The organism is Shimia sp. R11_0, from assembly GCF_017744035.1.
In the GTDB taxonomy this organism is placed as follows: Bacteria; Pseudomonadota; Alphaproteobacteria; order Rhodobacterales; family Rhodobacteraceae; genus Shimia; species Shimia marina.
Genome location: NZ_JAGHQY010000002.1, coordinates 337,355 through 354,176 on the forward strand (window position 1 = coordinate 337,355; position 16,822 = coordinate 354,176).

The 16,822-nt window shown below is 58.8% G+C and carries 15 protein-coding genes; 9 read left to right on the forward strand and 6 right to left on the reverse strand.

What is annotated here, in order from left to right:
* From gyrA to J7382_RS06160, 3 genes are all read left to right on the forward strand, one after another.
* On the forward strand, nt 1–2,733 hold the full coding sequence (gene gyrA / locus J7382_RS06150; RefSeq protein ID WP_209068024.1) for a DNA gyrase subunit A: 2,733 nt from the start codon (nt 1–3) through the stop codon (nt 2,731–2,733).
* Nucleotides 2,734–3,048: 315 nt separating this feature from the next.
* Complete coding sequence (locus J7382_RS06155; RefSeq protein WP_209068025.1) at nt 3,049–3,930, forward strand: LysR family transcriptional regulator; 882 nt, start codon at nt 3,049–3,051, stop codon at nt 3,928–3,930.
* A 141-nt stretch (nt 3,931–4,071) separates the two neighbouring features.
* A complete protein-coding gene (locus tag J7382_RS06160; RefSeq protein WP_209068026.1) occupies nt 4,072–4,542 on the forward strand; it encodes a hypothetical protein in 471 nt (156 codons plus the stop codon).
* A 131-nt stretch (nt 4,543–4,673) separates the two neighbouring features.
* Here the strand turns inward: J7382_RS06160 and J7382_RS06165 are convergent, their stop codons facing one another.
* The 3 genes from J7382_RS06165 to J7382_RS06175 form a co-directional block, all read right to left on the reverse strand.
* Nucleotides 4,674–6,149, reverse strand: coding sequence for a carboxypeptidase M32 (locus J7382_RS06165; RefSeq protein WP_209068027.1), 1,476 nt, complete (start codon nt 6,147–6,149; stop codon nt 4,674–4,676).
* 28 nt (nt 6,150–6,177) lie between these two features.
* Nucleotides 6,178–7,329: a heme A synthase gene (gene ctaA / locus J7382_RS06170; protein WP_209068028.1), complete on the reverse strand. Its 1,152-nt coding sequence runs from the start codon at nt 7,327–7,329 to the stop codon at nt 6,178–6,180.
* Nucleotides 7,330–7,446: 117 nt separating this feature from the next.
* The gene (locus J7382_RS06175; protein ID WP_209068029.1) at nt 7,447–8,190 is read right to left on the reverse strand and encodes an RNA methyltransferase; all 744 of its coding nucleotides are present in this window, start codon (nt 8,188–8,190) and stop codon (nt 7,447–7,449) included.
* A 200-nt stretch (nt 8,191–8,390) separates the two neighbouring features.
* On the opposite strand from J7382_RS06175, the gene J7382_RS06180 reads away from it, so the two are divergent.
* The 5 genes from J7382_RS06180 (at nt 8,391) to J7382_RS06200 (ending at nt 12,071) form a co-directional block, all read left to right on the forward strand.
* On the forward strand, nt 8,391–9,014 hold the full coding sequence (locus J7382_RS06180; protein ID WP_209068031.1) for a thiamine phosphate synthase: 624 nt from the start codon (nt 8,391–8,393) through the stop codon (nt 9,012–9,014).
* Between the two features lie 41 nt (nt 9,015–9,055).
* Nucleotides 9,056–9,949 (forward strand): PfkB family carbohydrate kinase, encoded by an 894-nt coding sequence (locus tag J7382_RS06185; protein ID WP_209068292.1) that lies wholly within the window; start codon nt 9,056–9,058, stop codon nt 9,947–9,949.
* Nucleotides 9,946–10,851 (forward strand): pseudouridine-5'-phosphate glycosidase, encoded by a 906-nt coding sequence (locus J7382_RS06190; protein WP_209068033.1) that lies wholly within the window; start codon nt 9,946–9,948, stop codon nt 10,849–10,851. The genes J7382_RS06185 and J7382_RS06190 overlap by 4 nt, the downstream gene beginning before the upstream one ends.
* 161 nt (nt 10,852–11,012) lie before the next feature.
* Nucleotides 11,013–11,696: a DUF502 domain-containing protein gene (locus J7382_RS06195; RefSeq protein ID WP_058240893.1), complete on the forward strand. Its 684-nt coding sequence runs from the start codon at nt 11,013–11,015 to the stop codon at nt 11,694–11,696.
* A gap of 3 nt (nt 11,697–11,699) precedes the next feature.
* Nucleotides 11,700–12,071, forward strand: coding sequence for a hypothetical protein (locus J7382_RS06200; RefSeq protein WP_058240894.1), 372 nt, complete (start codon nt 11,700–11,702; stop codon nt 12,069–12,071).
* A 19-nt stretch (nt 12,072–12,090) separates the two neighbouring features.
* Here the strand turns inward: J7382_RS06200 and J7382_RS06205 are convergent, their stop codons facing one another.
* From J7382_RS06205 to J7382_RS06215, 3 genes are all read right to left on the reverse strand, one after another.
* Nucleotides 12,091–12,687, reverse strand: coding sequence for a pyridoxamine 5'-phosphate oxidase family protein (locus tag J7382_RS06205; protein WP_209068035.1), 597 nt, complete (start codon nt 12,685–12,687; stop codon nt 12,091–12,093).
* 87 nt (nt 12,688–12,774) lie between these two features.
* Entirely contained in the window at nt 12,775–13,803 is a 1,029-nt protein-coding gene (locus tag J7382_RS06210) for a patatin-like phospholipase family protein (protein WP_058240896.1), read from the reverse strand.
* A 34-nt stretch (nt 13,804–13,837) separates the two neighbouring features.
* Nucleotides 13,838–14,611 (reverse strand): 3-hydroxybutyrate dehydrogenase, encoded by a 774-nt coding sequence (locus J7382_RS06215; RefSeq protein WP_209068036.1) that lies wholly within the window; start codon nt 14,609–14,611, stop codon nt 13,838–13,840.
* Nucleotides 14,612–14,941: 330 nt separating this feature from the next.
* On the opposite strand from J7382_RS06215, the gene J7382_RS06220 reads away from it, so the two are divergent.
* Nucleotides 14,942–16,723: an extracellular solute-binding protein gene (locus J7382_RS06220; RefSeq protein WP_247744864.1), complete on the forward strand. Its 1,782-nt coding sequence runs from the start codon at nt 14,942–14,944 to the stop codon at nt 16,721–16,723.
* The last annotated feature ends 99 nt before the right edge of the window (nt 16,724–16,822 follow it).

Below are 16,822 nucleotides of genomic sequence, written 5' to 3' on the forward strand. Positions count from 1 at the left end.
TTGAGCGACACGCCGGAAACCCCTGAAAACGAAGACGAAAACACGCATGAGCGGATGATCCACGACGGTCCTTCTGTGACCATCGAGGAGGAAATGCGCGCCAGCTATCTCGACTACGCCATGAGCGTGATCGTCAGCCGCGCCATTCCGGACCTGCGGGATGGCCTCAAACCGGTGCACCGCCGCATTCTTTATGCAATGCATGAAACCGGCAACACCCATGAGAAAGCCTACCGCAAATCGGCGCGTCCGGTTGGCGATGTGATGGGTAAATACCACCCCCACGGTGATGGCGCGATCTATGACGCGCTTGTGCGGATGGCACAGGATTTCTCCATGTCGCTGCCGCTTCTGGATGGTCAGGGCAACTTCGGCTCCATGGACGGCGACAACCCGGCGGCCATGCGTTACACCGAAGTGCGCATGGACAAACCGGCGGCTGCACTGCTGGCCGATATCGACAAAGAAACCGTTGATTTCCAAGACAACTATGATGGCAAAGACCAGGAGCCAACCGTGCTCCCTGCGCGCTTCCCCAACATGCTTGTCAACGGCGCGGGCGGTATTGCCGTTGGTATGGCCACCAACATTCCGCCGCACAATCTGGGCGAAGTGATCGACGCCACGCTGGCGCTGATCGAAGAGCCGGATCTGACCTCTGAGCAGCTCATTGACTATGTGCCCGGCCCTGATTTCCCAACCGGCGGTATCCTGCTGGGCCGGTCTGGCGCGCGCAAAGCCTATCTTGAAGGCCGCGGCAGCGTTGTGATCCGTTCCAAAACCCGCGTCGAGGAAATCCGCAAAGATCGCTATGCCATCATCATCGACGAGATCCCCTATCAGGTGAACAAGGCGTCGATGATCGAAAAAATCGCCGAAGCCGCGCGGGATAAGCGCATCGAGGGCATTGCCCATGTGCAGGATGAGTCCGACCGGGACGGCGTGCGCGTGGTGGTGGAGCTGAAACGCGACGCCACCGCCGAAGTGGTGCTCAATCAGCTCTTCCGCTTCACCCCAATGCAAACGCATTTTGGCTGCAATATGCTGGCTCTGAACGGTGGGCGCCCTGAGCAGCTCACTCTGCGCCGCTTCCTGACCTCCTTCATCGACTTCCGCGAAGATGTGGTCGCGCGCCGCACAGCCCATCTGTTGCGCAAAGCGCGTGAACGCAGCCACATCCTCTGTGGTCTGGCCGTGGCCGTGACCAACGTTGATGAAGTTGTGGCAACCATCCGCAGCTCTGCAGATGCCGCAGAAGCCCGTCAAAAGCTGATGACGCGCCGCTGGCCTGCTGCTGAAATCGCCGGCTACATCCGTCTCATCGACGATCCGACCCACACCATGAACGAGGATGGCACCTACAACCTGTCCGAAACACAGGCCCGCGCCATTCTGGAGCTGCGTCTGCAACGCCTCACCCAGATTGGTGTGAAAGAGGTCACCGACGAGCTCGAAGAACTCGCTGCCAAGATCAAGGAATACCTTGAAATCCTCGGCTCGCGTGAGCGCATCATGGGCATCATCAGCGATGAGCTGCGCGAAGTGCGTGACAATTTCGCCGTTGAGCGCCGCACCGAAATCGTCGACTGGTCTGGCGACATGGACGACGAAGACCTGATCGAGCGTGAAGACATGGTCGTGACGGTCACCTCCGGTGGCTACATCAAACGCACCCCGCTGGCCGACTTCCGCGCCCAGAAACGCGGGGGCAAGGGCATCTCGGGCATGCAGACCAAAGAAGAGGATGTCGTCACCACCCTCTTTGTGGCCAACACCCATACGCAGCTCTTGTTCTTTACCACCGATGGCATGGCCTATAAGCTCAAGACCTGGCGCCTGCCGCTGGGTGGGCGCACCGCCAAAGGCAAGGCCATCGTGAACATCCTGCCAATTCCACAGGGCGTTTCTGTCGCGGCCATCATGCCGGTGGATCGCCCCGAGGATGAATGGGACGATCTACAAATCATGTTTGCGACTTCTGCGGGCACTGTGCGCCGCAACCGCCTGTCTGATTTCACCAATGTGAAAGCCAACGGCAAGATCGCCATGAAGTTTGAGGATGACCACGCCGACACCAAGCTGATCAACGCCCGCATCTGTACCGAAGAGGACGATGTGATGCTGGTCACCAACTCGGGCCGGGCGATCCGCTTCCCCACCACCGAAGTGCGCGTGTTCAACTCCCGCGCCTCCACCGGTGTGCGCGGCATCAAGCTCAACGGCGATGATGAAGTGGTTTCGATGTCCATCATCCGCCACTTCCGTGCCGAAAGCGAAGAGCGGGCAGCCTATCTCAAGATGCGCCGCGCGGTTGCTGGCCTGACTGACGACGGTGGCGACGACGAAGACGCCCCAGCAGGGGAACTCTCGCAAGAGCGCTACGCCGAAATGTCGGCCGCCGAGAACATGATCCTTACGATCACCAAAGGCGGCGCAGGCAAACTCAGCTCCAGCCATGACTATCCGGTCCGTGGACGCGGTGGTCAGGGTGTGGCCGCGATGGACAAAGCCATGCGCGGTGGTGCACTGGTGGCCTCCTTCCCAGTCGAGCTAGGCGATCAGATCATGCTGGCCACCTCCACCGGACAGTCGATCCGCGTGCCTGTGGATGGCATCTCTTTCCGCTCCCGCAATGCGGGCGGCGTGCGGGTGTTCAACACCGGCAAGAACGAAGAAGTGGTCTCCGTCGCTTGGATTGCCGAGCAGGATGAAGACGACACAGCCGAGAGCTGACGTTTCGTAAAGCGCACAAACAGGGGGAGAAATCCCCCTGTTTTTCGCCGATCTGGCACGGTTTCAAAAAACAATTTGACTTAAAAACGCATAATGAATTCCTATGTAAGGCATAGGAAAGTGTGAATTGTTGACAGTATTAACGAAACAACAATCACCCACGACCCAGCACTTTCATCGCTAGGAATAAGGCCGTTTTTCTTTGTGCCGCTCAATTTCGGGCGGTCTGAAAGGCGGTTTGCACTGACCGAAATTTTCCACCTACCACAAGACACCACTCACTTAGTTTTTTATTTAAATGGTATGGTTCTCATGATGAACGCCCACGACCTGAATTGGGACGACCTGCGCGTCCTGTCAGCCGTCATTGACACAAAAAGCCTCTCTGGGGCCGCAAAAAACCTTGGGATTGACCCGGCCACCGTCTCTCGCCGTATGACCCGCCTCACCGAGACCCTCGGCCTACCTGTCTACAGCAAGCATGTTGATGGCTGGCGCCCCAATCCGGATATGGCACAGTTCCTGGATCTTGTGGCCGGATTTCACACGCAACTGGACAAAGCCCTTAGCGAGCTACACGCAACGTCGCTTAACCCGTCTGGCCCCATCAGCGTGGAGGCACCCGCCTGCATTGTCACCGGCATCCTGTTGCCAAACTTCAAAAATCTGACCACCTCGGCCCCAGAACTTAACGTCACTCTGCACCGTTCCGCCGCCACCACAGGATTGGGCAAGAATGATATCATCATCACCTCAGTCCAACCCGAACAAGGCCGCCTGATGACACAAGCGATTGGGCAGATGACGTTGGAGGCCTTCGCCCCCCAAGACACCCGGCCAGAACAGCACGCGCATTGGATCGCCGGGCGGGAAGCCGAAGACGCCTTCCATGTCGAAGACATAGGAGAAACCATTTTCGGCTGCCCGGCCACCCACCATCTTGATACCTTTGCCGATGCGAGCCGCATGATGTTCAGCAGCGGCAGCGCCACCGTGCTGCCCCGGGTGGTGGCCCGTGAACATGCGGCCAAACTCCTGCGCGTCAACCCGACGATGGTCAAGAAAGTGCCGCTGTTTCTCTGTTTTCACGAAAGTCGAAAGTCCGACCCAACGATCCGCGCTGTCACAGATTGGATCCGAGCGACCTTCAAAAAAGAGGGCGCTGCCTGCAAGGCAACCTTTCCCGATCCAGAGTAGGGAATACCCTAAGCAACCGACAAAAATGCAATTTCATGGCTGCACAATTTGAGATTGCAACATGCGCGCTAGAAGGAAAAGATTGATTCATAACAACAAAAAAATTTTGTCTAAGTGTAACTAGTTGAATTTGAGGCAACTATGAATGATCAGCCCAACCCCACGCAGATTGCCCGGAATATTGCTCTTCTGTTTTGCAGAATTGTCATCGTCGTGTTGCTCGCGGAACAGGTGATCTATTACTGGCTCGACGTTCCGGGCCAATCCGTCATTGGCGCGCTTGACAGAGTCATGAGCGCTGAGTGGATGAAGCATATCGTAAGTGCGCAAATGATTTTGGCCGCTGTTTCGCTCGGCCTGGGGCTCGCGCCCCGTCTCATTGCGCTCTGGTCGGTCATGGCAGTCGTGTCGTTGACGTCGCTCTACGTCCAGGACGGCGCGGTAATACCCGACTTTCTTGCGGTGCGTTTCTGGATTTTCATAGCGGCAACAACCCCAGTGGTGCTTTCAGGGAGCGGTGGACTTCGTATCATACCCCACACCCGGTTCTCGCCCCCAAGCCCAGTTGTCAGTCCTCAGCGGCTTCACCCTCTTTCTAGGCCGCTCAACTAAAGTTACCTAGCCAACTGGGCGCGTTCCATCTGCAACTGGGCGCGCCCTTTTTTTATCAGGTCAACACGGCACATGCCCCTAACAAAAAGAGGACGCCAAAGCGCCCTCCCCTTAGACTCCGCAACAACCACTCAGAGCTTGTAGATCTCGCCAAATTTTGCCTCCAGATAATCCAGCAGCGGCGCGCCACTTGGGGCTTTGCCCGTGGCATGCTCAATGGTCGCCGCTGGCTCACGCAGGCCACCGTGGCGCTGAAGGTTCTCCCGCAACCAGCCCGTCGCGGCCGAAGTATCGCCCTGCGCCAATTGCGCGTCCAATCCCGGCACCGCCGCCCGCAACGCTTCATTCAGACAGCCCGCGTAGACATTGCCCAGAGAATAGGTTGGGAAATAGCCAAACAGCCCCACCGACCAATGCACGTCCTGCAAAACGCCATTGGAAGGCCGATCCACCGCATAACCAAAGTCAGCCTTGAAGCGATCGTTCCAGGCCGCCTCCAGATCATTTACCGCCAGAGCCCCAAGCATCAGGGCGCGCTCCAGATCAAATCTTAACATGATATGCAGGTTATATTGCACCTCATCCGCCTCGGTGCGGATATAGCCATCATTGACCCGGTTCACCGTGCCATAAAACGCCTCAGCGCTCTCAATGCCAAAATCGCCAAATTCCGCCTTCATCTGCTCATACAGCCAACCCGTATAGGCCCGGCCACGCCCAAGCTGGTTCTCATAAATCCGGCTCTGGCTCTCATGCACCCCCATGGAGACGCCCCGCCCCAGCGGGGTCAACAGATAGGCATCATCAATGCCCTGCTCATAGGCCGCATGCCCGACCTCATGGATCGTGGAGTAAAAACAGTTGAACGGGTCATTTTCACTCGTCCGCGTTGTGATCCGCACATCCTGACCGGAGCCCGAGCAGAACGGATGGGTCACGCAATCAATCCGCCCATGGTCAAAATCATAGCCAAAAGAGGCCGCCAGCTTGGCCGTCAGCGCCATCTGCTTGTCCGCCGGAAAATGCCCGCTGAGCTTTTGTGGAGCCTCGGCGGCCAGCACCGCCGCACGCAGCGCCACCAGACGCGGGCGCATGGCATCAAACATGGCCGCGATCTCAGCCGCCGTCATTTCCGGCTCATAATCATCCACCATGGCGTCATAAACGTCGCCACCTGCCGCAAGCGCCTGCCCTTCCTGACGCTTGAGGTTCACCACCTCCTGCAATGTCGGCAGGAAACCGGCCACATCTTCGTCACTGCGCGCCTGCGCCCAAATCCCTTGCGACCGGCTCGTCACCTTGGCAATTTCCGCCGCAAGATCCGCCGGGACTTTCGAGGTGCGCGCATAAGTTTTCGCAATATGGCGCACATGGGCTTTGGCGACCTCGTCGAGCTGGGCTGTGTCAATCGCCGCCAGCCACTCCCCCACTTTGGGATCAATCCGGCGCGCATGCAGTACGCTTTCCATCGCCGCCATTTCCTCGGCCCGCTGCCCAGCGGCACCTTTCGGCATGATCGCTTCCTGATCCCAGCCAAGACGCCCGGCCACCTGACCAAGCGCCTGAGTGGTGTGCTCAAAGGCCATCAACTGCTCATATGCAGACATCTTCTGTTCCCCTTTCAGGATTGTCGTTTCAGGCTGCGTCGCGCAGCGACGTGGCAATCGGATAATGGCTCAGGAAGCGCGCCCGCAGGATCAGCACAACAACAATCACCGCCATGATCTGATGAGTGATGGCCACATGCATATGGGCAAACGTCAGAACCGTGACCACGCCCAGCACCATCTGCAGGAACACCGCCGCCAGTGACATATTGAAGGCAAACCGGGTGGCCTTATGTGCCGAAGCCTGCCCGCGCCGCCACACAACAATGGCAAAGATCATCAAAAGATAGCCCCAGCTGCGGTGCACAAACTGCACAAGCCCGGCATTCTCAAAGAAGTTGCGCCACAGCGGTTCCAGATCAAAGGCCTCCGCAGGGAAGATCTGCCCCGCCATCAAAGGCCAGTCATTGTAAGAGCGCCCCGCATCAATGCCCGCCACAAGCGCACCCAGCAGGATCTGAACATAGGTGGCATGCAAAAGCCCCGTCGCCAGAGAGAACTGCTTGGCCTCTTTGCCGCGCCGCGCCTGCATCAGGTCCCGTTCACTGCGCCCCAGCAACAGAATGTACCATGTGATGAAACCAAGGATCAGAAAGGCCAGCCCCAGATGCGTCGCCAAACGGTAGCTCGCCACGGTCGTGACCCCTTCCCCAGAGGTCACTCCGGAGGCCACCATCCACCAGCCAATTGCGCCCTGAAGGCCCCCAAGACCCCCAATCAGCAAAAGCCGCCCGGTCCATCCGGTAGGGATTTGCCGCGCCACGGCAAAGCCAAGAAAGCCAAACGCCCAGACCAGACCAATCACACGCCCCAGCTGACGGTGGCCCCATTCCCACCAGTAAATGAACTTGAAATCTTCAAGCGTCATCCAGTTGTTGTCGATCGCCCATTGGTCAATCTGTTTGTATTTCTCAAATTCGCTTTGCCAATCCGCCGCGCTCATCGGCGGCACCGCCCCGGTCACAGGGCGCCATTCGGTGATCGAAAGCCCGCTATCGGTCAACCGGGTCAGCCCGCCCACGGCGATCATCAGCACCACCAGTACAAAGAGGATCATCAGCCAGAGCCGAATGCCCCGCCGCGCGCCCTTGGCCCCGCTGTCAATCACGCCAACAGCCTTGGGGGCCTCTTTTGGACCCTCGCTGCCAACCTCTTCAAAAATGCTGCGTTTCTGGCTCATCGCTGACTCCTGCTCTTGCGCGTGAGCCTAATTTGGCCACGCGGAAGCTTCAACCACTCTCGGGTACGAATTGATATGGGCTACGGACCTGCAGTGCCTTGCAAGAAAGGCAGAAAATCAGCCCTTTTCCTTCCAGCGGACCATCTGTCGCAGCACGCCATGCAGCATCTGCACATCCGCACGGGTCATCGGCATACGGCTCCACATATTGCGCAGATTGACCTTCATGCCCTCTGCCTTCTCTGGTGGAAAGAAGAAGCCTGCCTCATCCAGCCGCTCTTCATAATGGCGCTCAAGCGCCTCCATCTCGGCATGATTGGCCCAGTCCGTCTTGGTCATATCCACGCGCTCATGCACGATATCCGCAGACTGACGCCGCCACTCATAGGCGGTCAACAACACACATTGCGCAAGGTTGAGCGAGGCATATTCCGGGTTCACCGGTACATTGATAATGGCATTGGCCCGCGCAATATCCTCATTCTCAAGCCCGGCGCGCTCTGGCCCAAACAGCACAGCCACTTTTTCGCCGCGCGCAATGCGTTCCGCCGCCTGCTTCATCGCTGTCTCAGGCGTCACCACCGGTTTGGTCAGCCCCCGCGCCCGCGCGGTGGTCGCAAACACATAGTGACAGTCCTCCAGCGCCTCCGCCGTGGTCTGCGTCAGAAAGGCACCGTCCAGCACCCTTCCTGCGCCTGAGGCCATGGCCACCGCGCGTTCATTGGGCCAGCCGTCGCGCGGATCCACCACCCGCATTTTATCAAGACCAAAATTCAGCATCGCCCGCGCCGCACCACCGATGTTTTCCCCCATCTGCGGGCGCACAAGAACAAAAGCGGGCTGCGGTGTCGCGGTGGTCATGGCTCTCTCCTGAAAAATCCGCCCGCTGATACCCTCGCCGCCCCTGCAAAACAAGCCACCCCGGCTTTATTTGACTGTAAATATCCCCGCCGGAGGCATAAATCTCTTTTGCAAAGCCCACCGCAAAGTCGGAAACTCACGATAGCCAAGCCAAAAAAACCGCGCTATAGCGGCGCGATCAAACCACGAGGAACCAGAGCATGTCCGAGACAGAGCTGCCGCAGATCTATCTGATCACCCCGCCAGAAATCGAACTCTCCCGTTTCCCCGATCAACTTGCTGCCGTGCTGGATGCTGCGGACATCGCCTGCGTGCGCATGGCTCTGGCCACCCGCGACGAAGATCGCCTGTCACGCGCCGCGGATGCCCTGCGCGAAGTGGCCCATGCCCGTGATGTGGCCATTGTGATTGACGAACATGTGCAACTCTCCGAACGCCTTGGCCTGGATGGGGTGCATCTCACCGATGCCGGGCGCTCGGTGGGCAAAACCCGCAAAGAATTGGGCGCAGATGCCATCATCGGCGCTTTCTGCGGGGCCTCTTCTCATGAGGGCATGACCGCCGGTGAACATGGCGCAGATTACGTCAGCTTCGGCCCCGTCGGGGCCACCACGCTGGGCGATGGCACGCTGGCGGAAAAAGACCTCTTTGAATGGTGGTCGCAGATGATTGAAGTGCCAGTTGTGGCCGAAGGCGCGCTGGATGGGGAGATCATCGCCAAACTCTCACCCTTCACAGATTTCTTTGGCATTGGCGAAGAGATCTGGCGCGCCGAAGATCCTGTGGCCAAGCTCAAAGAGCTGCACGCCGCCTTCACCGCCTGATCCCGCGCGCCTGCGCGCTAGGAGCCCCCATGAGCACGCCCATGACCACACGCCCTGACATTCTCTGCATTGGCTCTGTCCTCTGGGACATCATCGGCCGCGCCCCCAGCCACATGCGACAGGGCTCTGATGTGCCCGGCCGCATCACCCGCCTGCCCGGCGGTGTGGCTTGGAACATCGCCATGACGCTGGCGCGCTTTGGTCTGCGTCCCGCCGCGCTTTCGGCCATTGGTCAGGATGTGGAAGGCGATGAATTGATGACCGCCTGTCGTGAAATGGGCGCGATCATGGACTATGTCTATCGCTCCGCCGATCTGCCCACCGACACCTATATGGCCGTAGAAGGCAAAAACGGGCTGATTGCCGCCATCGCAGATGCCCATTCCCTTGAGGCCGCAGGCGACAAAATTCTGGCCCCGCTGGAAAACGGCACGCTTGGCTCAGAGGCCGCGCCTTATGCGGGCCTGATTGCGCTGGATGGCAACCTCACCCAGCGCCTGCTGGATCAGATTGCCCGCAGCCCGCTGTTTGCGGCGGCTGACCTGCGCGTGGCCCCAGCATCTCCGGGCAAGGCCGAGCGGCTCATGCCCTTCCTGCGCCACTCCCGCTCCGTGCTCTATGTGAACCTCGAAGAGGCCGGCACCCTGTGCCAGACCGAGTTTACAACGTCCCAAGCCGCCGCCGAGGGCCTGGTCAAACGTGGCGCGGCCCGTGCGCTGGTCACGGATGGTGGCAACGCCGCCTCTGATGGCACGGTGGACGGCGTCATCACCCAACAACCGCCTGCGGTCATGGTGACCCGTGTCACCGGCGCAGGCGACACTTTCATGGCCGCACATATCGTGGCCGAATCTCAAGGCAGCAGCCGCGAAGAGGCGCTCGCACGCGCCCTCACCGCTGCCGCCAAATACGTCTCTGGAGAACACGCCACATGAGCCTGATCACCCTGTCCCCCGAAGTGGCAGAAGCCAAGAAAAACGGCACCCCCATCGTGGCGCTGGAAAGCACCATCATCACCCACGGCATGCCCTATCCGCAAAACCTCGAAGTGGCGCGTCAGGTCGAAAACGACATCCGTGAAAAAGGCGCCGTGCCGGCCACGATGGCCGTGATCAACGGCACATTGCACGCAGGCCTGACCGATGAGCAGCTCGAAGCACTCGCACAGGCCAAAGACGTCGCCAAGGTCAGCCGCGCCGACATGGCCGTGATCATGGCTCAGGGCCGCACCGGCGCGACCACCGTCGCCGCCACCATGATTGCCGCGCATCTTGCGGGCATTTCCGTCTTTGCCACCGGCGGCATCGGCGGTGTGCACAAAGGCGCTGAAGAGAGCTTTGACATCTCCGCCGACCTCACAGAGCTGGGCCACACGCCCGTCACCGTTGTGGCCGCAGGCGCCAAAGCCATTCTGGATGTGCCAAAAACGCTGGAAGTGCTGGAAACCAACGGCGTGCCGGTGATTGCCTATGGTCAGGACAGCTTCCCGGCCTTCTGGTCCGCACAATCCGATCTCACCGCGCCTCTGCGCATGGATGACGCCGCCGCAATCGCCGCCGCCCATAAAATGCGCGGTGCCATGGGCCTGCCCGGCGGCCAGCTTGTCGCCAACCCGATCCCAGCCGCAGATGAAATCCCGGCCGAAGATCTGGCCCCGGTGATTGCACAGGCCACCCGCGAAGCCGAAGAGCAAGGCGTGACGGGCAAAGGCGTCACCCCCTTCCTGCTGCAACGCATCTTTGAGCTGACCGAAGGCCGCTCGCTGGTGGCCAATATCGCCTTGGTGCGCAACAATGCCCGTCTGGCCGCCGACATCGCCGCCGCGCTTGTGGCCTGAACAGGGCCGGTTTGGGGAAATCCCAGCCTGCCCGCAAAATAAGCACCTGCCGGGCGCGCAGACCCGCCGCGCCCGCACCAAAAGCGGCCCCCACGTAAACGTCATTGCAGCCTTGGCCACAAATGCCTAACTAGTCAGGAGAATTCCTGCAGGACCACGCAATGACAACGCCTTTTGACGAAGATCCCACAAAACACAAAATCGGCTTTCTGGCGCGACTGCGGTCAAGCTTTCTGACCGGCATTGTTGTGATCCTGCCCATCGCGCTGACCATCTGGCTGATCTGGACCCTGATGGGCTGGGTCGATGGCTTTGTACTTCCGCTGGTGCCGCAAACCATTCAGCCCGAAGAATATATTGGCATCAACCTGCGCGGCGTCGGGCTGATCATTTTTCTGATCTTCACTGTGATTGTCGGCTGGATCGCCAAGGGCATTCTCGGGCGCTCTCTCATCCGCTTTGCCGAAAGCCTGGTGGATCGCATGCCGGTTGTGCGCTCAATCTACTCCGGTGTGAAACAAATCGCCGAAACCGTCTTTGCACAGAGCGAACGCACCTTTGAAAAAGCCTGCCTGATCGAATACCCGCGCCGCGGCATCTGGGCCATCGGCTTCATCTCCACCAATGCCAAAGGCGAAGTGGCTCAGACTGCGGCCACAACCAGCCCGCTGATGAGCGTCTTTGTCCCGACAACACCCAACCCCACATCGGGTTTTCTGCTGTTCTTCCCCAAAGATGACGTGATCGAGCTGGACATGTCCGTGGAAGATGCCGCCAAACTGGTGATCTCCGCCGGTCTGGTTTACCCAAATCCAAAAGATCCGTCTAAACCTTCTGAAGACTGACCTATGCGGCATCTGGCTTATGTGACCATCGGCACCTTGGCGCTGCTGCTCATCGTGTTTGTGTTTGGCATACGGCCTGCGCTCTCTCCGGTCGTGCGCGCAACGGTGACGGACCCCATTTTCACCATCGGCGCGCGCGAGAGCTATGATACCGCGCTGGCCCAAGATAAAACCGTGGTCAAATTTGGCCCAATGCTGTTTGGCCTTTATCCGGGCGGTCTGGCTTTTGAAAGCGCTGAGGCGGCCCACGCGCATATGCTGGCCCATAACTGGGATCCGCAAAAATGGGCAGTCTACAAGCTCTCAGGCAGCTATGGGCAAGACAGCGCAGGCGGGTATCTCACCCACTCTCTGCTGGTGCTTGCCCGCCAATAGCGGCGCGCAGCGCACCACCTCAATACAACGTGTCTTTGTAGCGCTGCTCTGCATAGGCCTGCGTGGTGGATTCCACCTCCATCTCCGTATGATCCTTGATCATCGCATAAAGCGACGGCAGCGGGCGCTCCGCTGGCCAGCTTTCCGGCTTCCAGAGCCCCGACCGCATCGGCGCTTTGCCGCAATGCAGGAAAATCTCCTCTGCCCGCACCCGCAACACGGTTTTGGGCGCGCGGCCCTTAATGGCAAACCGCGCACAAAGCTCTGCATCATCGCTGATCTCTGCCACCCCATTCACCCGCAGCGTCTCCGCCACCGAGGGGATCATAAACAGGATGGAGACTTTCGGATGCGCCAGAATATTGAGCAACCCATCAATCCGATTGTTACCTGGACGGTCCGGGATCAACAGAGTTCGGTCGCTCTCCACCTCCACAAAACCGGCAGGATCGCCCTTGGGCGAGGCGTCCAGATTGGTGCCATCAGAGGTGACAAGCACCAGAAACGGAGAATGCGCGATAAAGCTGCGGCAATGCGCATCAAAGTGAGAAATCACTTTCTTGGATGCGTGGGGCGAGGCCTCTCCATAAATCTCTCTCAGCTTCTCTGGCGTCATAACACCCTCGTTCTCTTGCAAAAATACCTGCGACTTCCATAGCTCAAAGCATGCGCTTTACCAAAACTTGTTTTTAAACAGCGCCGCTCAGACCCCATACATCGCCGCAAGATCCACGGTGCCCTGCACATTCAGATCCGCCTTATGGGCGCTCAGAAACTGTTTGGCTGCCGCTTCGCCAGCCTCTTTGAGGTGTAGCAATACCGAGGTCACAGGCCAGCTTTTGGTGGCCACAGACAGGCGCGTCATCAGGTCATCATCGGCAATCATATGCACTTTGACCTCGCGCTTTTCTTCCCGTGTCAGCGCGCCCTGATCAATCAACCGCTGCACAAAGGCCACCGCCCGCAGCTCGCTCATCAAAGAGGCGTTGAAACTGATTTCATTGATCCGATTGCCAATCTGCTGCGGCGTCACCGGCAGGGTTTCGCGGCGCAGCGGGTTGATATTGATGATCACCACGTCCTCTGGCAAATCACGCTTGTAAAGCGGCCAGAGCGAAGGATTGCCAGTATAGCCGCCATCCCAATAGGCTTCGGTTTTGCCAGTCTCCGGATCGGCAATCTCCACCGCCTTAAACAGGGTTGGCAGACAGGCGGAAGCCAGCAAAGCCTCGGTGCTGATCTCCTGTCCGGAAAACACCCGCGCCTTGCCACTGCGCACATTGGTGGCACAGACAAACAGCTCCGGCCCCGCCTCCGCACAGACCAGATCAAAACTCAGCTGATCGACAATATCGCGCAGGGGGTGCTCATAAAACGGCCCCATCGCATAGGGCGATGTCATCCGCTGCAACATATCCGCTGCCATAAACGGCCAGCTATAATCCATCGCCCGACTGACCGCCCCCGGCGGCACAGCTGCAAACCACAGATCCATACCCGGCATCTGATGGGCGCCCATCTGCTCCCAGAACCAGCGCAGACTGTCGCGCGCGCCCTGCCGCCCATCTCGCAGCATGCCCGCCTTCAACGCGGCCCCATTCATGGCCCCGGCTGAGGTGCCGGTGATCCCGGCTATCTCAATGTCCTCATCCTGCAACAGAACGTCCAGGACCCCCCAGGTGAAAGCCCCATGTGCGCCCCCACCCTGTAGTGCCAGATTGATGCGCTTCATGAGACTTCTCTCCTATCTGGGTCCAACCTCTGTGTTACAGGGCGGTCCAGCCACCATCGACGCTGAGTGTGGTGCCGGTGATCTGCGCCGCCGCATCAGAACAGAGGAAATTCACGGTGCCGCCCAATTGCTCCACCGTGGCAAATTCCCGGCTCGGCTGACGCTCCAGCATGACCTTCTTGATCACCTCTTCTCGCCCCATGTTATATTTCTCCATGGTGTCCGGGATTTGCGCCTCCACCAATGGCGTCAACACATAGCCTGGGCAGATGGCATTGCAGGTGATCGGCTCTTCTGCGGTTTCCAGCGCCACAGTCTTGGTCATGCCCACCACCCCATGTTTGGCCGCCACATAGGCCGCCTTGAAAGGCGATGCAGTCAGCCCGTGCGCGCTGGCAATGTTGACCACCCGGCCCCAGCCACGCTGGCGCATATGTGGCAAAGCCGCCGCCGTGGTATGAAACGCCGAATTCATATTGATCGCAATGATCGCATCCCATTTCTCTACCGGGAACGCGTCAATCGGGGCCACATGCTGAATGCCCGCATTGTTCACCAGAATGTCACAGCCCCCGGCGGTCTCGATCAACTGGCGACACTGCGCCCCATCGGACATATCCGCCGCGATATAGCGCGCGCTCACACCAAATTCTGCCGAAATCTCTGCCGCCAATGCGTGATCTTCGTTGCGGTCGGTGAAAGAATTGAGCACAACGTCGGCTCCGGCCCGCGCCATCTCCCGCGCGATTCCCAAACCGATTCCCGAGTTCGACCCCGTCACAATTGCCGTTTTACCCTTCAAGCTCATGATGCCGCCTCTCTTGAAATACCTTGGCCGCACCATAGCATGCTGCACCCGCAAAATAAGGGGGTATGCACCCGCACCGTAGTCTTACGTAGAGAGATGCCCGGGCCAAAAAAAACGCCCGCGCGAAGCGGGCGTGAAGTTATTGAGGCAGGTTTCATACAGGCAAGAAACCTATCGAGCAGTGAGACCTTTATAAGCGTTATGACGCCGGGCTCCAAGCTAAAAGTTTGATAAGCCCCGAATCCGCCGTTACTTTTTCAGCAAGCAAAACAAGCAACCAACAGGATTGTCTCTGCAATGACATCAGTATGTTTCCCCAAAATACAGCGCATGACCGCTGCTCTCGCCCTTGTGATTCTTGGTGTTCAAGCGCAGGCGGAGCCGCGTCATGGCATTGCTATGTATGGCGATCCGGCCCTGCCCGCCGATTTTACGGCCCTGCCCTATGCCAACCCCGACGCCCCCAAAGGCGGGCGCGTCATCACCGGAAACAGCGGTAGTTTTGATTCTCTCAACCCCTTCGTGCGCAAAGGCACCGTGCCATGGCAGCTGCGCTTTTTTGCGTATGAATCTCTGATGGGCCGCAATTGGGATGAACCTTTTGCGCTCTACGGTCTGCTCGCCGAATCGATTGAAACACCAGAAGACCGCTCCTGGGTCGAATTTACCCTGCGCGAAGAGGCCCGATTCTCTGATGGCGCGCCGGTCACCGTCGAAGATGTGATCTGGTCCTATGAAACCCTCGGCACGGTGGGACATCCGCGCTATCTCGGCTTCTGGCAACAGGTCGAAAAAATCGAAGCCACCGGCCCTCGTTCCGTGCGTCTCACCTTTAACACCGACAACCGGGAGCTCGCCCTGATCGCGGGCCTGCGCCCGATTCTGCAGAAGGCACAGTTCGACGGTAAAGTATTTGAAGACATCACGCTTCAGGATGTGCCCATCGGCACCGCCCCCTATGTGATCTCCGATTTTGAAGCAGGTCGCTTTGTCACGCTCACACGGGACGAAGACTATTGGGGCAAAGATTTGCCTTTCCGTCAGGGCACGCAAAACTTCGATGAAATCAAAATCGACTTCTTTGGCGACAACGCCGTGATGTTTGAAGCGTTCAAAGCCGGTGAGATTTCTTACCTGCGGGAATTCAACGCAGAAAAATGGGCCGCCAGCTATGATTTCCCCCTCGCGCAATCCGGCGACATTGTGAAATCGGAAATCCCCCATCAAAAACCCTCCGGCATCACCGGATTTGTGATGAACACACGCCGTGCGCCTCTGGATGACATCCGCGTGCGTGACGCTCTAATGCATGTCTTCAACTTCGAGTTCATCAACGACACCATGACCGGTGGCCGCCAGCCTCGGATTACCTCCTATTTCTCCGGCTCCCTGCTCGGCATGGAAGACGGCCCTGCAACCGGTCGTGTCGCAGAGTTTCTGACCCCCTTCGCAGACAGCCTGCCCCCCGAGGCCCTCGCTGGCTACAGCCTGCCGCAATCCAACGGATCGGTGCGCAACCGCGCCAACCTGCGCAAGGCCATGGGCTTGATGGAAGAAGCAGGCTGGACCGTGGTCGATGGCAAAATGCAAAACGCTGCTGGCGAGGTGCTCTCCCTCGAGATCCTGCTCAAACAGGGCGACACTGAGAACAAAGCCATCACAGACATCTATGCCAAAGCGCTTGAAGGCCTCGGCGCAGACGTGACCATCACTTTGGTGGACGGTCCCCAATACAAGCTGCGCACCAATGCCTTTGACTTTGACCTCACCAACTACCGCCGCGCCATTTCGCTCAGCCCCGGAAATGAGCAACTGCTCTATTGGGGATCAGAGGCCGCCGATCAGGAAGGCTCGCGTAATTTGATGGGGGTGAAATCTCCGGCGATCGACGCGATGATCGACAAAATGCTCTCCTCCACATCACAGGAAGATTTCGTGGCCGCCACCAAGGCGCTTGATCGGGTGCTGACCACAGGCCGCTATGTGATCCCGATCTGGAACTATGCCGTCGGGCGCATCGCACATCAAAAAGAGCTGCACTATCCGGAGCAGCTGCCGATCTATGGCGATGGGGTCGAATGGCTGCCCGGTGTGTGGTGGTATCAGCAGTGATCTGTTGCATAAGGGCGCCTTCAGGCGCCCTTTTCGTTAACCCGCAGAGGGCCTGAAATCCACCGCCGCAATACCGTTGGGATACCGACGCGATACCGA

What these genes read in the sequence shown, in the direction of transcription:
- J7382_RS06190 (WP_209068033.1), top strand. Translation starts at nt 9,946, where the DNA reads ATGAGCCTGATCACCCTGTCCCCCGAAGTGGCAGAAGCCAAGAAAAAC.
- J7382_RS06220 (WP_247744864.1), top strand. Translation starts at nt 14,942, where the DNA reads ATGACCGCTGCTCTCGCCCTTGTGATTCTTGGTGTTCAAGCGCAGGCG.
- J7382_RS06160 (WP_209068026.1), top strand. Translation starts at nt 4,072, where the DNA reads ATGAATGATCAGCCCAACCCCACGCAGATTGCCCGGAATATTGCTCTT.
- J7382_RS06180 (WP_209068031.1), top strand. Translation starts at nt 8,391, where the DNA reads ATGTCCGAGACAGAGCTGCCGCAGATCTATCTGATCACCCCGCCAGAA.
- J7382_RS06185 (WP_209068292.1), top strand. Translation starts at nt 9,056, where the DNA reads ATGACCACACGCCCTGACATTCTCTGCATTGGCTCTGTCCTCTGGGAC.
- J7382_RS06210 (WP_058240896.1), bottom strand. Translation starts at nt 13,803, where the DNA reads ATGAAGCGCATCAATCTGGCACTACAGGGTGGGGGCGCACATGGGGCT.
- J7382_RS06155 (WP_209068025.1), top strand. Translation starts at nt 3,049, where the DNA reads ATGAACGCCCACGACCTGAATTGGGACGACCTGCGCGTCCTGTCAGCC.
- J7382_RS06175 (WP_209068029.1), bottom strand. Translation starts at nt 8,190, where the DNA reads ATGACCACCGCGACACCGCAGCCCGCTTTTGTTCTTGTGCGCCCGCAG.
- J7382_RS06215 (WP_209068036.1), bottom strand. Translation starts at nt 14,611, where the DNA reads ATGAGCTTGAAGGGTAAAACGGCAATTGTGACGGGGTCGAACTCGGGA.
- J7382_RS06205 (WP_209068035.1), bottom strand. Translation starts at nt 12,687, where the DNA reads ATGACGCCAGAGAAGCTGAGAGAGATTTATGGAGAGGCCTCGCCCCAC.
- ctaA (WP_209068028.1), bottom strand. Translation starts at nt 7,329, where the DNA reads ATGAGCCAGAAACGCAGCATTTTTGAAGAGGTTGGCAGCGAGGGTCCA.
- J7382_RS06165 (WP_209068027.1), bottom strand. Translation starts at nt 6,149, where the DNA reads ATGTCTGCATATGAGCAGTTGATGGCCTTTGAGCACACCACTCAGGCG.
- J7382_RS06200 (WP_058240894.1), top strand. Translation starts at nt 11,700, where the DNA reads ATGCGGCATCTGGCTTATGTGACCATCGGCACCTTGGCGCTGCTGCTC.
- J7382_RS06195 (WP_058240893.1), top strand. Translation starts at nt 11,013, where the DNA reads ATGACAACGCCTTTTGACGAAGATCCCACAAAACACAAAATCGGCTTT.